Here is a 26,829-nt window from a genome sequence, read left to right as displayed (position 1 = left end):
CCCTCCTAATCTATCACTCTTACTTCTTCCAATTTCTTAGGAAATAATCAGCATTAGCTTTTAACCTATTCTTCGTGTCTTCTGAAACATTTTTCATTTCTTTATCGTTTAATTCATCCTTAAACTTATTAAGGCTGGTTGCTGCCTGCTTTAAACGGCCGCCGTCATAATGTTTCTTTGCAGCAGTTAAGGTTTTTGTCAGCTGCTCACCTGACTTATTATTCAATTCTCCACTTTCAACAAGATCATTAATCATACTGTAAAGATTATCTAATGTGGTTCTAATAACAGTACTGGCTTTGTTGCCAGAATAATCTTCCAGCACAAATTCTAAACTGCTGTCTGTTGCTTCCGTTTCAAAGGTGAGCTCTTTCGTATGTGTGCGGCCGCGGACAATATAAGGTTTGTGTCCTTGACTGTAGGTAGTATCAAATGTTTTCGCTTCACCATTTTCATAGACATACAGATAGTGCCAATCCCTTGATTCAGGTAGTCCCCATGTAACAGAATTCCCTTCTATCGTCACTTTTTCTGCTGAATAAGCTTCAATGGATTTATCAAAGAACGTGCCTCTGTAGCTAATCCAGTCATTGCTGCCGACTTTTATTTTAATAAGATATTTATCACCGTTAATTGGCATGTCAGGCAGTTTCACTTCTGTTTTGCCGTTTTTCACAGTGACTGTTTCGTTTACTTTCTTCGCATAGTCGTACTCTGTAGCAATATTGATAGAAATCTTACCGTCTATGTCCATTGGATTTTTCCAGGACACTACCATATCGCCGTTATCTGATTGCACGGTTTTAATATTACTTACACCTTTTGTTAAGTCGTAATGCACTGCTGCAGGGTCGCTTTCTTGACCGTCCTGACTCACAGCCGTCAACGTAATTTCACCAGATAGACTTTGCAAATTCTTCAGGTAAAAGACTTCATCGTATATGCCCCCGACATAAACTCCATTATTATAGACATTGTATTGCTTCACATTATCGTAAGCTTCCATATCCCATGAAATATTCATTTCATTGGAGTCCCGTAAAGCTTTTGTAATTTTCAGCCCTGTTGGTGCCTGCGGTTTCTTAATAGAACCGTCACTTATTTTCACTTGCCCAATATTCATTTGATAATCATCGATTTTTTTATCGCCGTTAGCAAAATGGATGCCAAAGGATGCAATTTCTTTGCCAGCAAAATCAGCTAAATCAAGCTTAGCGGTTACCCATCCTGCTGTTTTCTTGCCGGAATCAGGAACTTTTACTTTCACAACCTTGTCTGGATTGTCCTTGAAAATGAAACCGACACTCATTTCAGACGAATCGTCTGGCGATGTTTTATTATAAGTAAGGGAAAGTTCTGAGCCCTGTTTAACTTGCAAATCAGTCTTATAAAGGTGTAAGAAGTTATCCGCATCTAGTGCGCCATTTACGACTAGCGAGCTGCCGCCATTAAAGGCACCGACTTTTTCATAGCTGTATCTTGAACCTGCATTATACTCAGGACCAAAATCAAAATCAGCCTGAAGCGGCGTACCTGTTGTTTCCAGCCACCACTGCCATGTCACTGGAATATCTTGAATATTAATATTGGACCATTCTTCTGCATTGCTTACCTTGCCATTGACATAATAAGCCTGACCGCGGCCCATATTAAAATCAGACACAAAATTGGCACCTTGAATCACGCTGCGCTCAGCGATATATGCCGCAACACCATCCCAGTTATCGCCTTTGGCTGCTACATCTGAAAGCTGTGCATTTCCGTTTCTTCCCGTTTTCGTCGGGTCCAAATTTGGTCCTGACCACCAAGCACGATCACGGATAAATGACATCCATTGATAATCACTGTCATTGCGTCGATTTGTATCTTCCCCGCCAAGATCTTCATCCAAGCCGTGATGCGTAAAATCAGACCCCAGCATAGCAATACTATTTAACGGCTTTCCGTTGCTGTCCAAATTATTTCGCAAATCATTACGCTGTTTATTAAACCTGTCGCCGCCCGCTTCAATTCCAGCAAACACTGTCTTCAATGAATCTAACCCTAGACTTTCGGCGTGTGCTTTAGAATTCACCATTTTTTGTTTGTTCCATAAGTAATTTAAGAAAATCGAGTTAGCCAAATCACCATACTGCTCATCCTTTACAAACGGACTATTAACTGCCGTAAATTCATTTTCATACCTCGTTTTGCCAGTAGTATTATGAACAGAATCGTACCATTGCACATACAATCCTTTGTCTCTTAACACCTTTAAAAACTCTTTATAAACAGGTATATCCTTCACAGCTACCCCTGAGCTAGCTTCTTCCTGGTTAAAGAAATAACCGTCATAACCATAATATTGAGCCATCTCTATCAGCTTTTCAGCAACAGGAAAGTTACCTTTCTTATCCTTTACCAGCATTTGTGTATACGTTTGCGGTCCCCTGTCATTGCTCGAGAAAAAAATAACCGCCAGAGATTTAACCCCGTTTTTATGTGCGGCATTTGTATAAGCAGGATTCGGAATATTAAGTACTCCAAATTCAAACCATCTTTCATACCATGGCAGGCTCGGATTATATAAGTAATTCGGCACATCAGCTGACGCTGTACCATGCCAATAAGAATAATAGTCAATATACTGCCAGTACGGGAATGTATATTGACCGAATTTATTCGTATACGCTGTGCTGTCCATAAAAGCATTGCCATAATCACCAGCAAGATTTAACATTTGTGTCTCAGAGCTTACATTTGGGTTAGCCTGTGTAGCAGAAAATGCCTGATTACGTTCTTGTAAAGGAACTCGTGACCGCAGCATTTCCGCATTTTTATCCGCTTCAGGTGTCCATTCTAAAATGTCATTCGCTGTATAACCGTGTTGAGTTGGCTGATTTAATCCAGTTGCACTGTCACCTGTGTATGGCAAAGTATCTCCCGCCAAAGCTGTAGACAAGCCTGTTTGCAAAGTAAAAAGCAACGAAACTGTGACGATTAGTGTTTTTTTAGTTTTTCCGAATCGCGAAAACATCCATTGTCCTCCTTTATTTTTACTACTGTATGTGATAACAAAAGAAGTTAAGTGAACGCTTTTTTGTTTAACCATTTCTGCAAAGTACTCACCACGTATTTCGTCCATGTTTGGAATAAGTGCTACTCTCCCCCCTTTTGAGACGTTATTTTCAATAGATGCCTAACTAAAATGTAAACCCTTACATAATTTTATCAGGACTATACTTCTCATCCTATTGGTAAAAGCATAGATTCATTGGTTAAAATAAAGAACTGTTTTTGCTGGGAGCAGTAGGCAACATGCCAACCGGAAAAGTCACTGCACGCACTATCGTGTTCTAGATTCCCTTTCTCTTCCTTTATTTTTGGTTAACTAATAGGTTCATTATCTAAATATCTCCATAAAAAATAAAACCCACCTATATTCAAGTGCATTTCAGCACTTAATATAGGTGGGCAATTATCAATACTTGGTATTAAGAAAATGAAACAACGCTCCGACTAAATTTGCATCATTTCCAAACTGACAAGCTTCCACTTCTATTTGTAAGGTAGAAACATCATTTCGCAGCTGCTGTAATTCACGGTTAATTCCCTCTATTACTTCTGGACGGCTGCTGACTCCGCCGCCAATTAGGATTTTTTCAGGGTCGAGGGCATATTTCAAATTATATATACCGATGGCAAGCCTTTTATAAAATTCAGCAATGCATTCTTTGGCAATCGAATCGCCTTCTTTTGCTAAGCGGAATACAGCTTCTCCATCGAATGTTCCTTCTTCTAGCTGTTTTCTCTTTTTTACTTCCTCTACTAGAGCATTCGTGGAAGCTGCAAGGCTCCATGTGCCTTGTAGTGGCTCTTGTGCTGGTGCTCCCATTATCATGCAGCCGAACTCTCCGCCGTGAAGATTGGCGCCGCGTAAAATGGTTTGATTGAGGACGATACTGCCGCCTATTCCTGTTCCTATTACAATACAAATATAGTAATCTGTTGCTTTGGCTGCTCCTAACCAGCCTTCTGCCAAGGCTGCACAATTCGCGTCATTTTCTATTACTGTCCGAAGTCTGGTCTTTTCTCTGATGTGTGCTGTCATGTTTACCCCATGTATATAGGGGATAGCGCTCGCTCCGCCAATATAACCTGTTTTTATATCGACCGCCCCTGGTGAGCTTACTGCTATTCCTTGCAACTCAAAGTCAGCAGCATTTTCCTCTGCTACTCTTTGTATGGTCTGCAAGAAACTGTCCAGTCCATCCTTAGGTGTTGCCAGCTTGCCACTTCTTAGTTTTCTGGCAGACTCATCCATTACTGCGTATTTGATAAAGGTGCCGCCAATATCGAATACCATATAGGCTTCCATCAGAATTTCACTCTCCATTCTGTTAAAATCCGTTATTTTCTGCCAGCTGCTTGTACCATCGCCCTGATTTTTTCACAGTACGTTTCAGGCTATTCTTTAAATCTACCTCTACAAATCCGTAGCGGTTCTTATAAGCGTTTGTCCATGACCAGTTATCCATAAATGTCCACATATGGTATCCAAGACAATTGGCTCCTTCCTGTATACCTTTATGCACCCATTGCAAATGCTCTCTCACAAACTCAATTCGGTAATCGTCCTCAATATATCCTGCGTCATTGCGGAACTTTTCCTCCCCTTCAACCCCCATACCATTTTCTGAGATGAAAAAAGGTATGTTATCATAATTATCACGAATATCAATCATAATATCGTAAATTACTTCCTCTGCAATCTCCCAGCCGCGGTGGGGATTGATTTTTCGGCCTGGCATAATATAAGGATCAAATAGATGTTCAGGCATAAACGGAGCATTTTCTGATTCTTGGGTTTCTTTCGCTTTTACGCGGCGAGGCTGATAGTAGTTCACTCCTAAAATATCAATCGGATTATTGCGGATTACCTCCAAATCATCGGCCTCAACAGGCGGAAGCAACTCTCTTGCTTGTAAAATTTCAACCAATTCACGAGGATATACCCCCTTTGTGACTGGGTCGAGAAAACTGCGGTTAAAGAATACATCTGCAATATGAGCTGCTGCCCTATCCTCTTTGTCCTCGCTTCTTGGATAAGAGGGTGTTAAGTTAAGAATAATGCCGATTTTCCCAGCTAACTCTAATTTCCTAAATGCCTCGACGGCTTTTGCATGAGCGACAATGGTATGATGGGCAACGATGGCCGCCCGCTTAAAATCAATTACATTAGGATAATGCAAATCATATAAATAACTAGCCTCGACAGGCACAATTGGTTCATTGAAGGTAAACCAATACTTCACACGATCTCCAAATAACCGAAAACAGGTAGTAGCATAGTTCACATAGGCATCAATCACGTTTCGGTTCTCCCAGCCGCCTATTTCCTGCATGCACATTGGCATATCAAAGTGGTATAAATTTATAAATGGTTCGATATCATTGGCCAGCAGCTCATCAATGACCTGATTGTAGAAATCAACAGCCTTCTCGTTTACTTCCCCGGTTCCATTTGGGATTAACCGTGACCATTGGATAGATGTGCGAAAAGAGTTATGACCCGTTTCTTTCATTAACTGAATATCTTCTTTAAATCGATGATAGAAATCTGATGTATGGGTCGGTCCGACGCCATGATGAAAGCATTCAGGATTTTGGCTATACCAAAAATCCCACATACTTTCCTTTCTGCCATCAATCATAGCTGCTCCTTCTGTTTGCGGACCAGATGCCGCACTTCCCCACCAAAATTTTTCAGGAAAAAGATATTTCAAATTTATCACCGCTTCCTTTTTTAAATTTTCCGCCACTCACTCGGAGTTGTGCCAACCATTTTCTTAAATTGCTTATAAAAATAAGTCGTATCAGAATAACCTACTTTTTTCCCAATATCGCCTGCCCTGTAATGAGTGGCTTTCAATAATTCCTTCGCTTTTTCCAAGCGATAACGATTAAGGTATTCTGAAAAGACAACTCCTACTTCCTTTTGGAATAACTGACCTAAGTAAATAGCATTAACATGAAATTGCTGCCCTAGTGTTTTTAAGGACAAGCCTTGGTCAAAGTGAGCATGAATAAAGGTAAGAACATTTTGGACAATTGGACTTCGCAAATGAACATGATTATGAACAGTCAGAATCAGTTCATAGCAATATTCAGTCAAAATGTCCCTCATCTGCTCAATATCCGAACTATAGACAATCCGTTCCACAACAGCTGTATAAAGACAAAGATCATCTGGACGCACTGAATAATGAATATAAGAGATTAAATCAAATGTATATTTTTTCGCTACTTGCGGCGAGATAAGATTGTCTTTTTCTGTTAAATTCTTAAAAAATAAATCAACTAGAGCTAACGATTCTTCCTCCGCATTCATAAGCATTTTCACAAGGCAATCTTTGAATTCCTGCTGCTGTTTCTGTTCATCATGCCGATCTAATGCCTGTTTATCTGTAATCAGCACATTAGGTTCTAAATATAACTGCATGGCGCTGCAGTCTCTTGCCATCGTAAAGCTTTCATTTAATTCATCCAGCATTTGAACTGGTTTGCCCATTGCCAAATAAAATAAGCCTATTCTTTTTTGTTCATTGCAGAGGTCAGTCACTAGACGCTGGTTTTGCTTTATTAGTTCCTCTTCACTTGAACCGTCAAATATAATGATGATCTCTTGATTCGGATTATGGAGACATAAGGCAGAGTACTTTGTTTCAATATAATGACGGATGTGATTTACAACTTCAGACTGCTGAAAATGTTCAATATTTAAGATAGAAACATTATAAAACGGCTTATTAAATTCAATGTTATACAATGCTAATCTTTCCAAGCAATCATGCTGGCTAACTTCCCCTGTCAGAAAGCCCCATAATGTATTATCCAGCATGGTAGTTGAGTCTTTTGTCTGGCTGCCAGCAGTTGCAACCTTTAATTTCTGTCCGACAGATTGCAGTGTTTTTAATAATTCCTCTTCATCAACAGGCTTAACTAAATAATTTTCAATCCCTAATAACAACCCTCGTTTTATATAGTCAAACTCCTGATAACCTGTTAAAACAATACTCTTTGTGTCAGACCGAATGCTTTTAACCTCTTGGATTAAATCAAGACCGGACATTTCTCCCATTAAAATATCCGAAATGAGAATATCAATCGGATTCTCTTTTATATAAGAGAGTGCCTCCTCGCCACTTTCTGCTGTATGTACTATCTCAAATCCGTAATCTTCCCAATCCAAAATCGCTGAAAGTCCTTTTGTAATAATCGGTTCGTCATCTGCCAACAGTACTTTAAACATGGTAAATCCCCTGAACTGGAATGGTTAAAATAACGGTTGTTCCTACTGCTGGACTGCTTTTTACCGAGAGCCCGTATTGGTCTCCATATTTTAGCTTTAAACGCTGATGAATATTTCTTAATCCAATTGATTTCATTTCATCGCCCTCTTCACAATTAATATGATGAACAATTTGGGACAGTTTTTCTTCTGACATGCCCTTCCCATTATCGTCAATCCTGATTTCAATTTTTTCGCCAAGTTTAACGCCGCTAATTGTTAAGAGATTGTCAGTTCGATCCTTTTTAAAGCCATGTACAAAGTAATTTTCAATAATCGGCTGAAGGATTAATTTTTGCACAGGTGTTTGCTCTACTTCCTCTGCTAAATGAAACTGAACCTCCAGCTTATCGGGATGTTTAAACTGCATTAATGTTAAATATTGTTTAACATATTCAATCTCGGTATATAATGGGACAATATCTTTCGATTCCAGTGAATAGCGGAACAGTTTTGATAAATGAAAGGTCATCTTACTGGAAGTTTTAGAACCCTCCAACATTGCCACCATTCTGATGGCTTCAAGCGTATTAAATAAAAAGTGCGGATTAATCTGTGCTTGAAGCGCCTTCAATTCTGCCTGCTGCTGCTTTAAGTTAAGTAAATAAAATTGGGCAATATAATTATTTAATTCATCGAGCATGGAATTTATATTAAAGGCAATCTTCGCTAATTCATCCTCTTCATCAGATGCAGGAATCCGTGCAGCCAGGTTTCCCTTTTCCACTTGACGAATGGTCGATACTATTTTGTTAATGCGGCGTGAGTAATTTTGCATAAATGTATAAGACATCAAAATGGCTGCGACTATAAGGAGAATTATGACGACCCACATCGTTCCCCTGACAATCGATAGCTTCTGCCAGCCTTCATTCGTTATGACACTGACAAATGTATAATCACCCTTATTGGCAACTGTATTAATGTAAAATTTTTTTGATTTATAACTTAGCTTCGTTTCATTCGTTTCTTGTTTAAATTGCTGGATTATTGCTGATGGCACACCTTCATTATGAGAATAAATGGTTTTGCCTTCAGCATCCAATAAAAAGAAAGAGGCTGGTGCGCCTTCCTCCTTTTGGACCATCTTATCTAAATGTTCAGTCGAGTAAAAGATGGAAATTTCACCTATTTTCTCCAGTGTGACAGGATTATTTATGACCACCTTTTTGGTGATGGTATCCTTTAATCTCCGCCCTTTCGGCAGGCCGGCACTCCTTAAATTTGCTTCAGGTTTGTTCTCCGTTACTTCTGCGTTCTTCATGCTTTCATTCCAGCGAAGATAATTATTGATAAGCAAATATTCTACACTATGACTATCCAATGAGCGGAGACTGATTGCATTAATATCACTATCTTGACTAAAAAAACCATTAAAATAAGTATCTAGATTGCTAGGAAAATAAGAATGGTCCTCTGTAAAGCGATTAAGGCGATACTCCAAATATTTTCCATATCCGTTATGAAGGGCAAAGGAGATATCATCAATGAGATCTCCTTGAACATAAATATCTCTAATTGCTTTATTTACATCTGAATCCTTGGCAGAAAAATAATCCTCTACCCGTTCTATCGTCCTTGTATTCACATTCACTTCCTTCTGAATGATGATTTCAGAATAATAGTTTGTAATAGTTACAATCAAAATGATAACGGTTACAATTATCGTAATAGAGGACGTTAAAAAAAGCTTATTAAACATCTTTTGCTGAAAGCGGCCTGTTTGTTTTAATTTCATTTTCAATCCCTCAAATATGATAGTTTACCTTTTTTAGTTTAACACAATGGAAAGGATCGAAGATGAGCTAATATACCTTGTAAGTTACTAGTACTCTTATTTTTGAGCGCTTTTCCACTCGTCAAATTGACTTTGAATCTCCTTTAATACCTTATCAACTCCCGCCTCTTTCAATTTCTGATTGAACTTCGGCAAATATTCTTCTGGGTCAACAGAGCCTGTTGCAAGAGCAGGGTAGAATTCTTTCGTAATGTTAGTGATGGCTGCGAGTTCTGAACGAACTGGGTCACTGCTAAATTTAAAGCCTAGTGAAGGTCCCCTTACTGCAGATTCATTAAATTCCTCGAACTTTTCCCATTTATCCTCTGGGTCACCTTTGTATAAATCGAGGATATAGTTGTTGCCTAATGTGTAGGATGGGATATTATAGCCGTCAATACGCGCAGGCAAATCCTCAATCATACCATCATCATTCTTTTTGTAGTGAGTTCCTTCAATCCCTTTATCGATAAGATTGCGAAGATATGGATCTGTGTTAAGGAGTGTCAGAAATTCCATGGCTTTTTGTGGATTTTTTGAGGTAGCGGAAATTGCTTGAATCGATCCAGATATAGAATCATTGACAATCGCAGCCGGTTCGGCAGGAATGGATACTACCTCATATTTAGCTGAACGAGACCATAATAAATCTGCATACGGCTGGTAATAGTTCATGCGCACAAACCAGTTTTCTACTTCCAATGGCCAGTTTTCGCTGCTTGTGGCCGCATCTTCTTTAAGAAATCCTGATTTATAGTACTTATGCATCGTTTTGAATTGTTGCATCGCAGTATCTGTTTCAAAATGGTTAATCACCTTGTCTGTTTCCCCTTCAAATGGAAATGCAAAGGGCATTTCACCATTAAAGACAATGTCAAAGCGTAAAGGTGCCTTAAATGAAGCAATCGGTGTTATTGAAGGCTCATTTTCTTTAATTGTTTTCAGCATTGGCTCGAGATCCTGCAATGTTTTTACCTTTGAAAGATCAAAGTTATATTTGTCCACAAGGCGTTTGTTAAATGTATAAACATTTTGTTTGGCAATCTCTTTATTTGCAGGAATACCATAAAGTTTTCCATCGACCTTATTTCCTTCCAGCAGAACAGGGTTAATCAGCTCTTTAAGTGCTTTCCCTTCCTTTTCTAACAGATCATCTACCGCGATAAATGCACCCTTTTGGGCATTTTGGACATATGGGTTCCCAAAGGTGAAGATAATATCAAATTCTTCGCCTGAATTGATCATCACTTGAGACTTCTGGTCCCAATCTCCCCAGTCAATTTGTGTCATTGTCACGGTCGCGTTAATTTTTTCCTTTGTATATTTGTTCACTTCTGCAAAGACTTTATCCGTATCCTTTTGTGGTGTTCCAAGTGTGTACCATTTGATTTCATAAGGCTTTTCATCCTTACCATCGTTACTTTGTGTAGCACTGTTTTTGCTGCAAGCAGACAATATCGTTCCAAGGACGAGAATAGTTACGAGAATAAGACTTAACTTCGCTTTCTTCATTTTTTTCTCCTCTTCTTTATTGATTACTTTAAACGATCAACAATTGTCAGACCGACATATAAGTTTGGAAAACTTATATAAGACTGTATTACCAATTTCAATCCCTTCGGTATGCAATGTTTACCGTTTTAAGTCTATTCAATGGAAGAGATCGAAAAAAATATAGTTAATGTCAAGCTGGAAGAGAAGATCCAGCTTGACTTGGTTGCTTATTGCTGAGAGCTTTTCCAGTCATCAAATTGTTTTTGAATTTCGGTTAATACCTTATCCACACCAGCCTCTTTCAGCTTTTCATTGAATTTTGGCAAATATTCTTCTGGATCAACAGAACCTGTTGCCAAAGCTGGGTAGAATTCCTGAGAAATATTCGTAATGGCCGCAAGCTCAGAGCGGACAGGATCACTGTTAAACTTAAAGCCAAGTGATGGTGCTTTTACTGCTGAGGCATTAAACTCTTTGAATTTTTCCCATTTATCCTTTGGATCATCTTTATACAAATCTAAAATAAAGTGGTTTCCTAAAGAGTAGGATGGCATATTATATCCGTCAATACGAGCTGGAAGGTCCTCGATAGTGCCATCATCATTTTTCTTATAATGCGTTCCTTCAATCCCTTTATCGACAAGATTGCGAAGATATGGATCTGTATTAAGCAGTGTTAAAAATTCCATGGCTTTTTCCGGATTTTGTGATGTGGCAGAAATCGCCTGAATGGAACCAGATACAGAATCATTAATAATGGTCGGCTGCTCAGCAGGAACTGACACTACTTCGTACTTAGCAGAGCGAGACCATAATAAATCTGCATACGGCTGGGAACCGCCCATGCGGACAAACCAGTTTTCCACATCCATCGGCCAGCTGTCTTTGCTTGTTGCGGCATCTTCCTTCAGATAGCCTGCTTTATAGTATTCTCGCATCGTTGTGTATTGTTTCATAGCATCCTCTGTGTCAAATGGATTAATGACTTTGTCTGTATCTCCTTCAAACGGGAAGGCAAACGGCATTTCATTATTGAACACATAGTCGTAGCGTAAAGGTGCTTTAAATGTTGCCATTGGAGTAATTCCAGATTCATTTTCTTTAATTGTTTTTAGCATAGGTTCAAGGTCCTGCAATGTTTTCACTTTTGAAAGGTCAAATTTATATTTATCTGCAAGGCGTTTGTTAAACGTATAAACATCCTGTCTGGCAACCTCTTTGTTTGAAGGGATACCATAAAGTTTTCCGTCCACCTTATTTCCTTCCAGCAGGTCAGGGTTAATAACCTCTTTAAGTGCTTTACCTTCCTTATCTAACAAATCATCTATAGCCAGGAATGCACCTTTTTGGGCATTTTGAACATATGACGTGCCATTTGTAAAGATAATATCAATTGCTTCCCCTGAATTGATCATCACTTGAGATTTTTGGTCCCAATCGCCCCAGTCAATCTGTGTCATCTTTACAGTGGCGTTGATTTTTTCCTTTGTATACTTATTAACCTCTTCAAAAACCTTATCTGTATCTTTTTGCGGCGTTCCAATCGTGTACCATTTAATTTCATATGGTTGACCATCTTTGCCGCCGTTTTCTGATGTGGAGCTGTCTTTGCTGCAGGCAGACAGAAGAGTACCTGCTGCCAAAGCAGCTGCGAGAATAACACTTAGCTTCTTTTTCTTCATACCTTTTCTCCTCTTTCTATTAGTTATTCTTTAACGCCGCCAATTGTCAGTCCGCTAATAAAGTACTTTTGGAAAAACGGATAAGAAACTGCAATCGGCAATGTGGCGATCACTACCATGGCCATTTTGGCTGATTCTTGCGGAATCGTATCGAATAAGCTCTTCTGCAAGATAGCAACATCCATATTCTTTCTCATAAATTCAAGATTTGCTTCTATTTTCATCAGCAATGCTTGAAGCGGCACGAGATTGGGATTATCGATATACAGCAATGCTGCAAACCAGTCGTTCCAATAACCGAGTGTGCTAAACAAGGCAATTGTGGCAATTCCCGGTAAGGAAAGTGGAAAGATAATCTGAAAAAAGATTCGCCATTCACTGGCTCCATCCATTCTTGCTGATTCTAAAATAGATTCAGAAACAGACTTCAGAAAGAAGGTTCTCATTATGATGATGTAAAATGCATTCATCGCTAGAGGCAGGATTAAAGCCCAAATCGAATTCTTCAAATGTAAAAATTGAGTAACAACGATATAAGTCGGCACAAGACCTCCGCTAAACAGCATTGTGAAAAATGCTAAAAAGGTGAAAAATCGACGATATTTAAATTGCGGTCTTGAAATTGCATATGCGTAAAAGGTAATCATAAACACACTGATAACAGTCCCCAAAATGGTGATTAAAATGGTGACACCATAGGAGCGGAATAAAGTCTCCTTCATACTCCATAAATACTTATAAGCATCAATGCTCCATTCCTTTGGGATTAGTTCAAAACCATTCCTGACAATACTTTCTTCATTTGTAAAGGAGATGATAATGACATAGATAAAAGGAAAGATACACGTAAACGCAAGGACCCCAAGCAGTATGCTAATAACAGCATTTGCGGCTGGATGCAAATGTTGGGGATCCCGATACTTTTTTCTGGAGGTTTTCGTCTTCCCCTCTTTAACTTTATCGATTGGGTTTGGAACAGCAGGTGTTGGCTGCGGTTGTTCTAAATTTGGCATACACTTAGCCGCACGGGCGACTTTTCCTCCCTTCGTATTGGAATGGCATTAAAACAATGCACTTTCCTCATCTACTTTTCTCACAACATAGTTTGTGATGATAACTAGGATAAAGCCAACAGCTGATTGATACAGCCCTGCTGCAGTGCTCATGCCGATGTCTCCTAAATTCATTAGTCCGCGGTAAACAAATGTATCAATAACATTTGTTACGCCATACAAAGCACCTGAATCTCTAGGCACTTGATAGAATAAGCCGAAATCGGAGTTAAATATGCGCCCGATATTCATGATGGTTAAGATAATCATCAGTGGCTTAAGCATTGGCAGCGTAACATGCTTAATCTGCTTCCATTTCGAAGCTCCGTCAATCATGGCAGCTTCATAATATGTTCGGTCGATTCCGACAATAGATGCTAAATAAACGATGCTGCCATATCCTACACCCTTCCAAATACTCATAAGGACGAGAATAAACGGCCAATATTTTGATTCGTTATACCAGGAAATAGAGTCAACATGAAACCAGCCAAGAATTAGATTTAACAAACCATGTTCTGTACTTAAAAACGTAAACACAAAGTAGCTGCCAATTACCCATGAAATAAAGTGAGGAAACAAGATAGATGTCTGATAAACCTTTGACAGCTTCTTATTGATTAACTCATTAAGCAAAACAGCTGTTGCGACTGCTGTAACAAGACCTAGTACGATAAAAATTAGATTATAAAGAATCGTGTTTCTTGTGATGACCCACGCGTCATTCGTACTAAACAAATATTTAAAGTTATCAAAGCCAACCCATTCACTGTTTATTACGCTGGCAAAAAAACCATCAGGATCAATCCGGAATTTCTTAAAGGCCAGCACTTGTCCGAACATCGGCAGATAGGAAAATAACAGCAACCAGATTGTTCCAGGTAAAACCATCAGCAGCCAAATTCGATTTTTATAAAGATCCTTTACTACCCTTTTCATTATTCTCCTCCTCTCATTAATGTTAGCGCTTCCATACATCTATCTTATAGTAAAACGCCCCCTATTTATAGTTGACTAATTTAGGATTAAGTGCAAAAATCTTAGAATTATAAAAAATTAGCGGAAATTAGTCAACAAAGCGCAAAAAAGACCGGAAAGTGTTGCTCTCCGGTCATCTTTATTCTACAAAACTCTAAAGGTTTTTATCTCATATGGTTTTATTTCAAACTGAATCGGTGAGGCAGACTCTTCTCCAAGCGGCTCCTCCATCAAATTGGTTTCCACCCATGATGTGCTATCCTTTAAGACAGAAAGATTCACCTTTCCTCTTCGGCCTTCATATTCATGCAAGCGGATAATAATTCCGTTGCCGTCGAAGCTTGGTTTAATCGCGTCTACCCAAACATGGTCTGAGTCAATTTCTAGGAAGGACGCTGCCTTTGTCCATCCTCCTTTAAAAACGGCAACAGGGTCGTTCAAATCCCATGCTTTCTCCACTGTACCAGCTTGGCGCCAATCACCCATATGCGGATAAAGAGAATAAGTAAACGAATGTCTTCCTTGATCTGCTTGCGGGTCAGGATGTGTCGCTGCTTTTAATAAGGAGATTCGCATTGTTTTATCTTTAATATCATAGCCGTATTTGGAATCATTCAGCAAGCTCACCCCGTAATCTGGTTCTGACAAGTCAGCCCACTGGTGGGCAACACCTTCAAACTTAGCCATATCCCAGCTAGTATTCCAATGGGTCGGACGCTTCACATTTCCATATTGAATATCATATGTTGCCTCCGTTGCACGGATTTCGACAGGAAAGGCGCTTTTAAGCAGCTTATGCTTTTCATGCCAATCGACCGTTGTATCGAAATCTATTCTGCGATCATTATGATAAAAGATGATGCGCTGGGAAATTTCCGAATGATGATAGGTCCACTTCGCCAGAATCGTAAATACCAATTCGCCATTTTCCACGACTTCAAATGAGCATAAATTCCGGATTTCTTCCATTTTTTCTTGATAGAAGATATCGATATCCCACGCATCATGAGCAAGCGGCTTATCCTCAAAAATTTGCAGTACGTTCCCGTTTTGCCTGCTGCTGAGCACTTGACGACCTGCTTCCTTGTCAAATATGGACGTTATTTGGCCATATTCGTTCCATTCAACTGTATAATATTTTGTTTCAAGTTTCCAATTTTGATAGAGAAAATTAGATTCTGCCTTTGGAACGGCTGCTGAATGGTCAAAATATAATGATGCTGCACCAAAAGCTGGGAGGGTATCCGCCTCAACAAGCCAGCTATTATTCCGCTTTTGCTGTGGCAAGATATCTCCTTTACTGTTCTTCCAGACACCTTCAGTCATATCATCAAATGAAGGCACAGCAACATTCCTCTTCCCTTTGTAGCCTGTTGCGTTCACTAACACAACAGACTGGTCATCCTTGTTCATATTCTGCTGAAGAATACGAGATTCCAAGCTTTCCACTAACTGAAGTGCTTCCTTATATTCTTCTCTAGCATCCTCATAGACTTCATGAATGGAGGAGCCAGGAATAATATCATGAAATTGATTCCGTAAAATAATCTTCCAGCCTTTTTTCAGCTCCTCGTTTGCAGGCTGCTGTCCAAATTCGGAAAGCCAAGCTGTTAGAAACTCAGCCCGTCTGTATAATAGCTCCAATTTACGATTAGTCTGCTTCATAAACGCTTGGCTTGTATAAGTGCCGCGATGATACTCCAAGTACAGCTCTCCATCCCATTTATGGATATAGCCATCAGCCTCTGAAACATTTTGATGGAGCTTATTAAAGAATTCCCCTGCTGTAGATGTTTTGACGTTCGGCATGCCTGGCAGCGAATCAAAGCGTCGGCGCATTTCAAGCATATGCCGGTTCACACCACCGCCGCCATCTCCATAGCCATAGGAAAGAAGCAAATCTTTAGATAAATCTTTATCACGATAGCCTTTCCATGATCCATTGACTGTTTTAGCCGTAATAAAGCCATTATACGTATAGAACCAAGAGTCAGGAGAATTCCATGGTTCAGGTGTTGTTATAAAATGCGTTAAAATTTCTGATCCATCGATTCCTTTCCAGTAAAATGTATCGTGTGGCATCCGGTTATACTGATTCCAGCTAATCTTTGTTGTCATCATCGTTTTAATACCAGATTTTTTTAAGATTTGCGGCAACGCCCAGCTGTAACCGAACACATCAGGCAGCCATAAATAGTCACAGTCCACTCCAAATTCCTCTTTAAAAAAATGTTTACCATGCAGAATTTGGCGGACAAGTGATTCTCCGCTTGGTATATTACAGTCAGACTCGAGCCACATTGCCCCGCCGGCTTCCCATTTGCCTTCTGCAGCTCTTTCCTTAATTTGGGCGTAAATATCAGGATAATCTGTTTTAAGATAATCATAGAGCTGCGGCTGTGTTTGCAGAAATACATAGTCAGGATATTGCTTCATTAAATGTAAGACGGTTGAAAAGGAACGAGCTGCTTTCTCTCTTGTATTTTTTAAACGCCAAAGCCAAGCTACATCAATATGGGTATGCCCGACTGTATGAATTGTAATATCAGATGATTTAGTAACAGCTTGAATGGATTCTGTAAGGTTTACTTCCGCTGCATAACAAGATTCGTAAAATACAGGGCTTCCAGGCTCGGTCCAATTAATCCGCTTTAGAGCGTCCGAAATCAGTCTTTTTAAAATACTGTAGGCAGAATCAGACTCACTGATTTCTGACAATACCTCAAAAGCCGCTAAAAGCGTGTAATACAGATTATCTACCTGCTTATCAAGCCAACCTATTGCCGCCATTTCAAGCTTCAGCTCATTCTGAACAGGAATGCCTCCCCCTTCGAATCCTGACCAAAGTCTGAAATCCAAATGAATCGGCCCTTTGGCTGTTGCTGTATCAAAAAGAACTTCCTCATGGTTAGAATCGACACCTTGATAAGGGTTTCCATTTACAAAAAGTAGGGATTCAAAGCCGGAGTTATTACCTCCTCCTGTCTTGCCGAATGAAAAGAGACCGACAATTTGCTGATTGGTATGATGCAAATGCGTATCAACCTCTGTATGAAGCCAAATATAACGGTCTCTCCCTTTCCAGTAATCACCTATTCTCATTTTATGCTGTTCATCATAGACAGATGGAGGATATGTTCCAATTTCCCCATCATCTTCTTGTATATTAAACTGTGAGATTTCCACAAGATCCCGGTACCGGTAACCTGCCAATTCCTTAATACGCTCTTCAAATTTTCTATCTGTTAAAAACATTATTTTCACCTCGTAGATTATAATGAAAAGCTGCCGGCAGTGACGATACGATGATAGACATTGCCGCCTACCAGCCCATCAGCCATTTCCCAAGGTCCATCATGGTACAGCCGGTTTTCTGCTAACTCCTCTATTTCGGATATTCTTCCTTCCATCCACTCCTGAATCCGGTACTTGACCGAATCAATCCTTGTGATAACACCACCGTAACGTATATCCATTACTTCCCAGCCAAAGGGCTTGTATGCTGCAAACCAGAGACTGCGGTGTTTTTGTCTTAACAGATCTACATTTGCTTTGATGCTATCCAAAACGGTTAGAAGTGCTTTCAGTTGTTCAAAGTCCTTATTTTCGTATGCGCTTTTTAGCTTTATCCCGATTTCCGCTTTGTCTGCTAAAACTGTTGCGAGCTGTTCATATAAACCAAACAAAGCTTCCCAGGCTGGATTGTTCTTTTTACTGATTGCAAGCACTGCTGCCAAGCGCTGATAATGCTCTCCTAGCGATAGACCGCGGACATTCTCATCATATAAACCTATTAAAATATCTTGGTAAAGCAGGACTTTAGACGTCATCGAGCTGTTCATGTTATCCTTCATAACACCGGGAGTTTCATCCAATAAACGCAAATTCATAAAATCGGCAAAAGTGCCGTCACTGCAAAATGCAAACCGCTCAGATACCTTCTCTAACGTAACTTCCTGCTGGTAGGAGTGCTCGGAAAATAATTGCAATATTGGATAAGCAGCAACAAACGGCGTTTCTGCTCCGTTATCTCCCCATAGTGTTACAAAGATTTGCTCTACCCCTGTTTTTTTACAGGCAGAAAGAGCTGCTCTTGTGGTACTAATTGCCTTGCCGTAGTTCGGCGCCAGTCCATTCCAAGTCCAAGCACCACCAGCAAAAATTGGCTTCCCGCCAAGCAACTTATGCTTTTGGATATCTTGTTCATACACTTCTTGTTCGTTGCGGTAATAATTCCAGTACACATACTCAATAGGAGGAATTCCATTCATAATATCTGCTCGGATGTTTCCCGTTTCATCCTTATACGGGCTGTTTTCGGCAAACAATGGATAATACATATCACTCCAAATCATTGGTTGTAATCCAAGCTTATCGGTTATAGAGACAAGCTTTTGAAGATGACGATTCATAATGTCAATATGATGCTCATACCCGTGCTCTTCCAAATATTTTCCTAAGCCAAGCTGGAATGTCTCATCCATGCCAATATGAATCCTGTTTGTACGAAACGGCTCAGAAGCTGCCTTTAAGCAACTTTCTAAAAACTCATATGTCTCCGTTTTGTCGACTAGTAAAATATCATCTGTATCTTTAAAACTAGAAGCATAATTCCACTTAAGAGCTTCTCGTAAATGCCCCAAGGTTTGGATGCATGGGATTATGTCTATCCCAAGTGTCTCCGCATATTCATCGCAGGTCTTTAGCTCCTCGCTAGTATATTTCCCACGCATATATCCGAAATAAGGGTAATCCTTCACCTCATACGTATCCTCTGTATATAGCATCAAAGTATCTAATCCTAGCAGCGCCATATGCTCGAGCAGCTTTTTCACTTCATGAACAGTTGGTACAGCATTTCGCGATGCATCCAGCATGACACCGCTCATCGTAAATTGTGGTGTTATATCGAATTCATGATTCTTTCGATAATTTTCCAGCCATAATCCAAGTGCTCGGAAGAAATGAATTGGCTTTGCAAACGATATTTCTCCTTTGCCGCTGCTACTAGTAATGCGCAACGGCCCCTGAACTTGTTTAACTTGAATAGGGTAACCATCACTTGTCAGCTTTATCTTTAATTTCTGTGTAATAAATTCAAGACCCGCTGCCACATTCGCTGTGTCTCCCTTTAAAAACAGTTCCATTTGTTTCCCCCTATGTTAGTTAATATTGCTGCTGTACTCTACTCTCTAAAAATGCAAATCTGCTCAGACAAACCTTCATCATCCAAAAAGCAGGAGCCACCGCAGAAATGAAGGGGATGAGACCGGGCATCTGATTAATCAGGCTCCCAATCACAAAAAAGCCGGCACCAATTCCTATCGTTGATGGTAAGCTCGTTAAAGTGATCAGAAATGATTGTTTAATATATTCCTTATTCGACAACTCGTAATGAACATAAACAGCAAAGAAATAGCTTACTACTAATAACAGAATCAGCAGCATAATGGAAAAAATGATAGACAGGAAGCTGGCCAAAACACCTGACATAAAGGTTTCTGTCAATCGGATATCAAGATAAAGAAACAGGCCTATGCTGTAAAAAACAAGGCCTATTTGATTGCTTCTCTTCCATTCTTTTAAATACACTTGCTTAAAGGTTTTCCATATTGGGAAATCTGTATCCTTCCGCAGCCATTTACGCACAATTGTAAACAGGGCGACAGTCGCTGGAAAAAAACCAAAAATCCCTAGTCCTAAGACGATAAAGGCAATCCAGCATAAGTTTACGAAGATTCCTCGCCATATCCATTCACACACAACAATAATCGATGAACCTTTCTTCAATTTTGGCCACCCTTTCTATTTGGTAATGTGTTTCTGCAATTGATGATACAGAGGACTCCCTTTAACTGCTTTACCTGTTAAACTGAGTACAAATTCGCTGAACATTGTATTAGCCCACGCAAACCAATCTCTTGTAAATTCCTCAGGACAATCTGCGTTAAAGCCTTCGTGCATAAAATTTGTGCCGCCATCTGTGTTTTTGAATGAAGCTAAAATCTGTTGTTTTTCCTCTGCACTTGCTGCTGTCATCCCTTGAATAGCTAAGGCAATATGCCAAATATAGTGGTCTGGAGTATGCGGGCTGCCGATCCCATTTGCGAATTTGCCTTCGTAATAATAAGGATTATCCCTGCTTAAAAGAAAATTCCGTGTGTTGAGATAGGTTGTATCATCAAAATGTTGGTACCCTAAATACGGAGCTGCCAGCAAGCTTGGAACATTGGCATCATCCATTAAATGCACACGACCTTCTCCGTCCGTTTCATAAACGTACATCTCGCCGTAAATCGGATGCTCTAATTTCGCATACTGCTCTATGCCTTGCTTGATTTCCTTCTGAAGCCTTAAGCATTCTTCCTTTAAGGAAGCATCATTTAATACCTCACCACTTATTTCTGCAGCATATCCTAACACGACTACCGCAAACATATTAGCCGGAACAAGATATCCGTAGGTGCAGGCATCATCGCTTGGGCGGAAGGCGCTCCAGGTCATGCCAGTAGGGATCACCCGGCCGCCTTTTCCTTGGCGGATTAATGTATCTGATTGGCGCACATCTGCCCGCTCAAACCGGTATGATGACTTGTTTTCGTGATCTTGCTCTGTTCTCCAAACTTCAATAACCGTCTCACACACCTCTTTGAATGTTTCCTGTATATACTTAGTCCGTCCAGTTGACTTCCAAAATAAATAAGCAAGCTGAATGGGATAGCATAACGAATCAATTTCGTATTTCCGTTCCCAAATATGCGGAGTCATATCGGTACAATCGGTTTGGTGCCCTCTGCCGTTTTCTGTTTCGTTAAATGCGTTTGCATATGGATCATGCATAATGAAAGCAAATTGCTGACGAATGACTCCTTCAAGTAAATCAGCAAGCTCTTCATCCTCCTCTGCAGCAAGTAAATACGGGCGCACTTGGGCAGCTGAATCTCTTAACCACATCGCCGGAATATCTCCAGTTACAACAAAGGTTTTTCCGTCTGCCAGCTTTTTCATTGTTGTTGTATACGTATTAACGAAGCATTGTTCAAACATTTGCTGCAGCTTTTCATCCTCAGGAAAAAAATCCTTTACATGTTGAATTAATTTTTGCAATGATTTTGGAATTGCTGTTGTCATAGTCTCTCTCCTTTTTGAAAACCGATAGTTATAATTTCATGACCTGCTGCATTGTAGTGATTACTAGATTCATTGCTTCTTTCTTCAAGTATCGTACTCTTATAGGCTGCAAAATCTGTCCCTATAGAAGCCTTTAGATTGCCGCTTTCTGGGCTAGGGTTAAACCAACGAATCATTATGTCATCACAATCCTCTGCCAGTTTCATAGATGTCCACGCTAGCCCTTCTGACTCCCACTTCACAAATCTGTGTTCAGCAGGCAATTCCCCCTTATGTGCACTGGTTTGTATAACCTGAAGAGGAACTTTATATTGATAAGCGTCCACATATGCCTTTGATGCAATAACATCTTTCTCATGGATAAAAACTTGCCACTCAGCTGTTTGAGTCCCTAAGCATTGTGCTTCAGGTGTCGGGAAATATCCCCAGTCACCAAGCTCAGCTACAGAACGAAGTACGGTGATGGCAATCGTTCCGTCTTCTGGCAGAATTTCATATTCTTGAAGGCCATCCGTCACTACAGTGAAGCCCTTTTTTTCATCAGCAATGCTGGCAAAACGCTGCAGATGATGACAAAAGCTAGGGTTTTCCCACTCTTGTTCCGGAATATTGGGACGAGTCACAATCTCAAAAATACTGTCCGCACGATGTGTATCCGTTTCCATTTTTGTTGGAAACAGGACGCGCAGGCGATGATCTGTTGCTTGATTATCCATTGTCAGCTTGAAGGCTGGTCCCTTCATCCCCTTTTCGAGAATGGCTGTTGTGCGCAATATAATCTTTTTCGTATCGCATGATCTGCCTGCTTGCCTGTCTTTATGCCAAATTAAGCTGTTTCGTTCCATGGCAAGCTGATTGTCTGCTGAAGCAGGAATAGTTAAAGTGTGTGTGAATTCAAGCTCTGTTCGAAGGGATGTTCTTTTTACTAGACGAAATACAGCTGGAACATTCTTTGTAGTTATACGCTGCCCCTTTGCTTCCTTGAACATATATTCATTTCCAACATCCCCTGTGTCCTCGTAAATACCGAGGTGATTCAAGGTCTTGCCTGTTGCTTTATCTGTTAAATTATATGTACCATCATCATGAAAGAGGACGTGAACATATTCATTTTCCATTTCCATGGCTTTGTCAGCTGTGTGTTCCTGAATCTCTTCAGCAAACTGCTCCTGTGGGATAAGATAGAAGCTTTTATAGCCGAATGCTGGGATTCCTTCAGCAAAAAAAGACAGCTTAGCCCGCTTCGCAAAAAACGGCTGGCGAAATTTATCACTAGGCAAATCATAGTCAAACTCAATCATTGGCTCTTCCACAAAACAGTTGATGCTCTTTCCGTCTTGATCAACTAATCTGTATGCAGGCATGGCTTTTTCCTGTAAATAAGCTGGTATTTGTTCAAAATGCATCTCTGAGAAATACACTTTTTCTAAATCGACTGTTTTTTCAACAACGTCATTTTTATCCCATCCTGTTGTATTTAAGACTACTAGCGGAACTGCCCCCTTTGGTGTGTTAGAAGTATCAATTTTACCTGCAAGCTCCGCACCGTGCTCACGAACGAATACTTTACCCATTTGCAAAACTGTTTCAAAACGGGTCACCATTTCGCGATGAACTTCATCAACACTGCAGCCGCAAATACTGTCATGAGGATGATTTTTCATTAATGATTTCCACATGAAGCGCAAATATTCTCTTGGATACTTTCCTCCTGCTAAATAGCCAAAAGTTGCGAGCGGTTCTGCAATCTTTTCCATAAGAGTTTGACAATGATTGTTCCACTGCTTTAAGTAAATGCGGCTGGATGCTGTATTTACAAGCGTCGACCAGCCATCTGTTCGTTGATTGCGCAATTCTCCTTCAATAACTTGGAGTTCGTCAGGCAGATTTGCTTTTAACGCTTCTGTATAATCAGCGAAGCTGGAATGCTTAAAAGAATAGCCAGGGTAGAGGCGCGTTGCGGTTTCAATGGCCTTTGGAATTGTTTTTTGGAGCGGCTGATGATCACATCCGTTCATAAACAATAACTGATTTGTGGACGCATATTTTTCCGCATCCTGCAGTTTGCGGTCCCAAAATATTTTCGCTTCCGCTTCATCAACTGGTATTTCATTACCGTTTGAATACCAATTAGCAAAAAGAATTCCTAGTACTTCAGAGCCGTCTGGCGCCTTCCAAATCATCTCAGAAAAAGGTGATTCGAAATTAGGAGAATCTGACACCATATTATTAAAGCCAGTAGGTTTTACGCCTCTTCCAAAAGCAGCTGTATCAATGCCAGCTTGCTTTAACAGCTGTGGTGCCTGCCCGTAAATGCCAAAAGTATCAGGAAAATACCCAAGCTTTGATACATGCCCATAGTCTTTTGCATCATGCAAACCTATTTGCAAGTTCCGTACATTGGCTTCCGAACTTGTTAAAAAAGCATCCTGCAGCACATACCATGGTCCAATATGAAGCTTTTTGTTTTCTATTAATTGCTTGACTGCCTCCCGTTTCTCCGGATGAACAGCAAAGTAGTCCTCTAACAGTACAGTTTGACCATCCAGATGGAAGGATTGAAAAGCATTTCCTTCTGCTTGAAACTGGTCTAACAATTCATTCATCAGTTTTAGAAAATAGTAACGGTGCTGTTCAAAGGACAGATACCATTCCCTGTCCCAATGAGTGTGGGAGATAATATGTGCCGTTTTTTTCATTGATTTTACCCGCCTTTCTTTATGCCAGCTTTAGGAAAACGCTATCATTTTAGAATTATTGCTTTTCTTTCATTTTAATCATCCTGCATGACAGAGCAATAGATTGGGGGGAAGTTCTATAGATTTTACAGTGTATCTAATATTAGTCCATGAAAATGATTCATGCCATCAGGTTTGTCCCCTTTTTTGCCTTTTCCAATAAATAAAAATCAAAAAAGCTGTGCCAATGAATCTTGGCACAGCTTTGTTAATCACTTATTTAACCTCTAATAAATCCACCTTCTGAATGGATGATCTGTCCAGTTATCCACTTTGCTTCCTCACTTGCAAGAAAAGCAATGGTGGATGCAACATCTTCTGGCAGCCCAATGCGCCCCATCGGAAATTTAGGCAGCAGATGCTCTCTTATTTCATCGTTCATCCACGTGGAATCAGTAGGTCCTGGGTTTACGGCATTAACTGTAATTCCTAATGATGCAACCTCTTGTGACAGTGACTTTGTGAATGCGGAAATAGCACCTTTCGTTGCAGCATATGCAAGCTCTCCCGGCATTGGTCCGATATCTTGTCCTGATGTCATATTAATAATTCTGCCTGCTGTGAAACCAGACTTTGGAAAACGGCGGACAAACTCGACACAAAGCAGAAGAGTGGTTCTCATATTAACTGCATAATGTTCATCAAGCGTTTTAGCATCAAGTAATTTGTATCCATCATTCTTTGAATGAGCTGCGTTGTTTACTAGAATAGAAGGAAAACCAAGTTTGGTTTCCGCTGTATCAAATAAGACATATGCAGCATTTGCATTAGCTAAATCAATTTCTAAGCTTTCACAACGGACTCCTACATTAACCATTTCTTGCTGAAACTCCTCTACCCAATCATTTTCAGCTTTCCAATACGTAAAGAAGATATTTATCCCTTGTGATGCTAATTTTCTGCAAATGGCTGTTCCAATGTCTCGTGGGCTGCTTGCACCTGTTATAATTGCTGTTTTATTTTTTAATTGAGTCATTAATATCTCCCCTATTCAAGGGACACACCGATATAGAAAACAGATCCAATTGGACTCTGCTTAGCAGCGGAAATAAATAATTCCATACCCCGCATCCCTTTAATGATATTTAAATACCGCAACATACAACTTCCCTATCAGGATTTGTTTCGATTCGATAGTCATTAAAGAGTTAGCCACATATGAAATATTAATTCCCCTTTCTTCCATCTCTGCTTTTATTATATTTTCTTAGAACATTGGAGACAATTATTTTTAGAACATTTCCACAAAAAAGAACCTCCACCGTAAGTGAAGGCCTTTTGTTTAGTATGATACTTCATTTAACGCTTTTTCTTTCCACATGACAGTAAGGCATAAGCCTACTATCATAACAACGCCTGCAAAAAGGAATGGGAAATTAATATTTAGATCAAATAAAATTCCGCCTAGGGCAGGACCAAAAATATTTCCTAAGCTTGTGTAGGTTGAGTTCATTCCAGCAACAAAACCTTGCTGTTTGCCAGCCGCTTTGGACAAAAAAGTTGTCAATGCCGGGCGCAGCAGATCGAATGCTAAGAAAATAAAGCATGTAACAAGCAAGACAACGATAAATCCTGACATAAATGTCGAAACGAAGGCTAATACTGCACCAACAATTAAACAAAGCTGGATAACCCTTTTTTCACCAAGCTTATTTACTAATTTACCGAACCATGCAATTTGAACAATAACAGCGAAAATGGAACTAATCGTAATAATTGTGGCAATATCCTTCGGTGTGAAGCCAAACTTATGATCAGAGAACAGGCTGAACACCGTTTCATAAGCAGATAAACCAAAGGCAAGAACAAACACAATGATAAAGGCAATCAGATAAATCGGATGTAGTGATTGTTTCAAGTCTTTCAAGAAGTTAGTTTTCTGACTATTTTCAGCAAGCTCAGCAAGCTCACTCTTAGACAACGGCTCTTTCAAAATAAAGACAGATGTGAATGCTGCCAGGAATGCAATCGCAGCAGCAAAGAAAAACGGCATTCGAATGCCAAAGTCAGCGATAAAGCCCCCTGCTCCCGGGCCAATAATAAAGCCCGTGCTGATTGCAGCAGAAACATAGCCCATCGCTTTTGATCTTTCCTGAATGGTTGTAATATCTGCAACATATGCCGTTACAGCTGGCATAATAAACGCAGCGCTGACACCACCCAATATTCTCGATATATATAATACTGCAACATTGGTTCCCAATCCGAAAATCAATTCAGACACTCCAAATATTACAAGACCGATAACAATCATCTTTTTTCTGCCAAACCGGTCTACCCATCTTCCTGCAAAGGGTGACACAACAAGCTGCGAGAAAGCAAACACAGCAACAAGATAGCCCATTGTGCTTCCTGTTATATGCATCATGTTCATGAAAGAAGGCATGACAGGAATAATCAAGCCTATTCCTAAAAATACGATAAAAAGATTGCTTAATAAAATAACTAAAACCATTTTTTGTTCTTTGATTGGTTTTTGCATATGCACTCACTTCCCTAGTAAGATGTAATCTTTTATTTGCGAAACCATTCTAACGAACGGTCGTTAGTTATCATACCAAATAAAAGCACTTTCAGCAATTACTCTTACTTTTTTACAACAATTTTTTTTAAAACAGCCTCTTTAGGATGCTACATATAGAAGAAA

The 26,829-nt window shown here is 39.8% G+C and carries 16 protein-coding genes; all 16 read right to left on the bottom strand.

Annotated features, from left to right (window positions below):
* Positions 1-19: 19 nt before the first annotated feature.
* On the bottom strand, positions 20-3,016 hold the full coding sequence (locus tag L8T27_RS26120; RefSeq protein WP_248574487.1) for an endo-beta-N-acetylglucosaminidase: 2,997 nt from the start codon (positions 3,014-3,016) through the stop codon (positions 20-22).
* 444 nt (positions 3,017-3,460) lie between these two features.
* Complete coding sequence (locus tag L8T27_RS26115) at positions 3,461-4,375, bottom strand: ROK family protein (protein WP_237944059.1); 915 nt, start codon at positions 4,373-4,375, stop codon at positions 3,461-3,463.
* Positions 4,376-4,379: 4 nt separating this feature from the next.
* Positions 4,380-5,765 (bottom strand): glycoside hydrolase family 1 protein, encoded by a 1,386-nt coding sequence (locus L8T27_RS26110; RefSeq protein ID WP_233315543.1) that lies wholly within the window; start codon positions 5,763-5,765, stop codon positions 4,380-4,382.
* Between the two features lie 20 nt (positions 5,766-5,785).
* Complete coding sequence (locus tag L8T27_RS26105; protein ID WP_233315544.1) at positions 5,786-7,291, bottom strand: response regulator transcription factor; 1,506 nt, start codon at positions 7,289-7,291, stop codon at positions 5,786-5,788.
* On the bottom strand, positions 7,284-9,068 hold the full coding sequence (locus L8T27_RS26100) for a sensor histidine kinase (RefSeq protein ID WP_237944057.1): 1,785 nt from the start codon (positions 9,066-9,068) through the stop codon (positions 7,284-7,286). The genes L8T27_RS26105 and L8T27_RS26100 overlap by 8 nt, the downstream gene beginning before the upstream one ends.
* A 96-nt stretch (positions 9,069-9,164) precedes the next feature.
* Positions 9,165-10,619, bottom strand: coding sequence for an ABC transporter substrate-binding protein (locus L8T27_RS26095; RefSeq protein WP_233315546.1), 1,455 nt, complete (start codon positions 10,617-10,619; stop codon positions 9,165-9,167).
* Positions 10,620-10,828: 209 nt separating this feature from the next.
* Complete coding sequence (locus L8T27_RS26090; RefSeq protein ID WP_237944055.1) at positions 10,829-12,283, bottom strand: ABC transporter substrate-binding protein; 1,455 nt, start codon at positions 12,281-12,283, stop codon at positions 10,829-10,831.
* Between the two features lie 23 nt (positions 12,284-12,306).
* Complete coding sequence (locus tag L8T27_RS26085; RefSeq protein WP_233315548.1) at positions 12,307-13,296, bottom strand: carbohydrate ABC transporter permease; 990 nt, start codon at positions 13,294-13,296, stop codon at positions 12,307-12,309.
* Between the two features lie 48 nt (positions 13,297-13,344).
* A complete protein-coding gene (locus tag L8T27_RS26080; protein WP_233315549.1) occupies positions 13,345-14,274 on the bottom strand; it encodes an ABC transporter permease in 930 nt (309 codons plus the stop codon).
* 183 nt (positions 14,275-14,457) lie between these two features.
* Positions 14,458-17,568 (bottom strand): alpha-mannosidase, encoded by a 3,111-nt coding sequence (locus L8T27_RS26075; RefSeq protein WP_237944053.1) that lies wholly within the window; start codon positions 17,566-17,568, stop codon positions 14,458-14,460.
* Positions 17,569-17,585: 17 nt separating this feature from the next.
* Entirely contained in the window at positions 17,586-19,460 is a 1,875-nt protein-coding gene (locus L8T27_RS26070; RefSeq protein ID WP_237944051.1) for a beta-N-acetylhexosaminidase, read from the bottom strand.
* Positions 19,461-19,479: 19 nt separating this feature from the next.
* A complete protein-coding gene (locus L8T27_RS26065) occupies positions 19,480-20,103 on the bottom strand; it encodes a YesL family protein (RefSeq protein WP_233315552.1) in 624 nt (207 codons plus the stop codon).
* A gap of 15 nt (positions 20,104-20,118) precedes the next feature.
* The gene (locus L8T27_RS26060; RefSeq protein WP_233315553.1) at positions 20,119-21,444 is read right to left on the bottom strand and encodes a glycoside hydrolase family 125 protein; all 1,326 of its coding nucleotides are present in this window, start codon (positions 21,442-21,444) and stop codon (positions 20,119-20,121) included.
* Positions 21,441-24,143, bottom strand: coding sequence for an alpha-mannosidase (locus tag L8T27_RS26055; protein ID WP_237944050.1), 2,703 nt, complete (start codon positions 24,141-24,143; stop codon positions 21,441-21,443). The genes L8T27_RS26060 and L8T27_RS26055 overlap by 4 nt, the downstream gene beginning before the upstream one ends.
* Before the next feature lie 259 nt (positions 24,144-24,402).
* The gene (locus L8T27_RS26050; RefSeq protein ID WP_233315555.1) at positions 24,403-25,158 is read right to left on the bottom strand and encodes an SDR family oxidoreductase; all 756 of its coding nucleotides are present in this window, start codon (positions 25,156-25,158) and stop codon (positions 24,403-24,405) included.
* Between the two features lie 306 nt (positions 25,159-25,464).
* Positions 25,465-26,664: an MFS transporter gene (locus L8T27_RS26045; protein ID WP_237944048.1), complete on the bottom strand. Its 1,200-nt coding sequence runs from the start codon at positions 26,662-26,664 to the stop codon at positions 25,465-25,467.
* Positions 26,665-26,829: the final 165 nt, after the last annotated feature.

It is taken from the genome of Niallia sp. Man26, from assembly GCF_022049065.2.
Classification (GTDB): Bacteria; Bacillota; Bacilli; order Bacillales; family Cytobacillaceae; genus Niallia.
The sequence above is the reverse complement of the archived record's forward strand: the minus strand, read 5'-3'. Positions and strand labels throughout refer to the sequence as shown.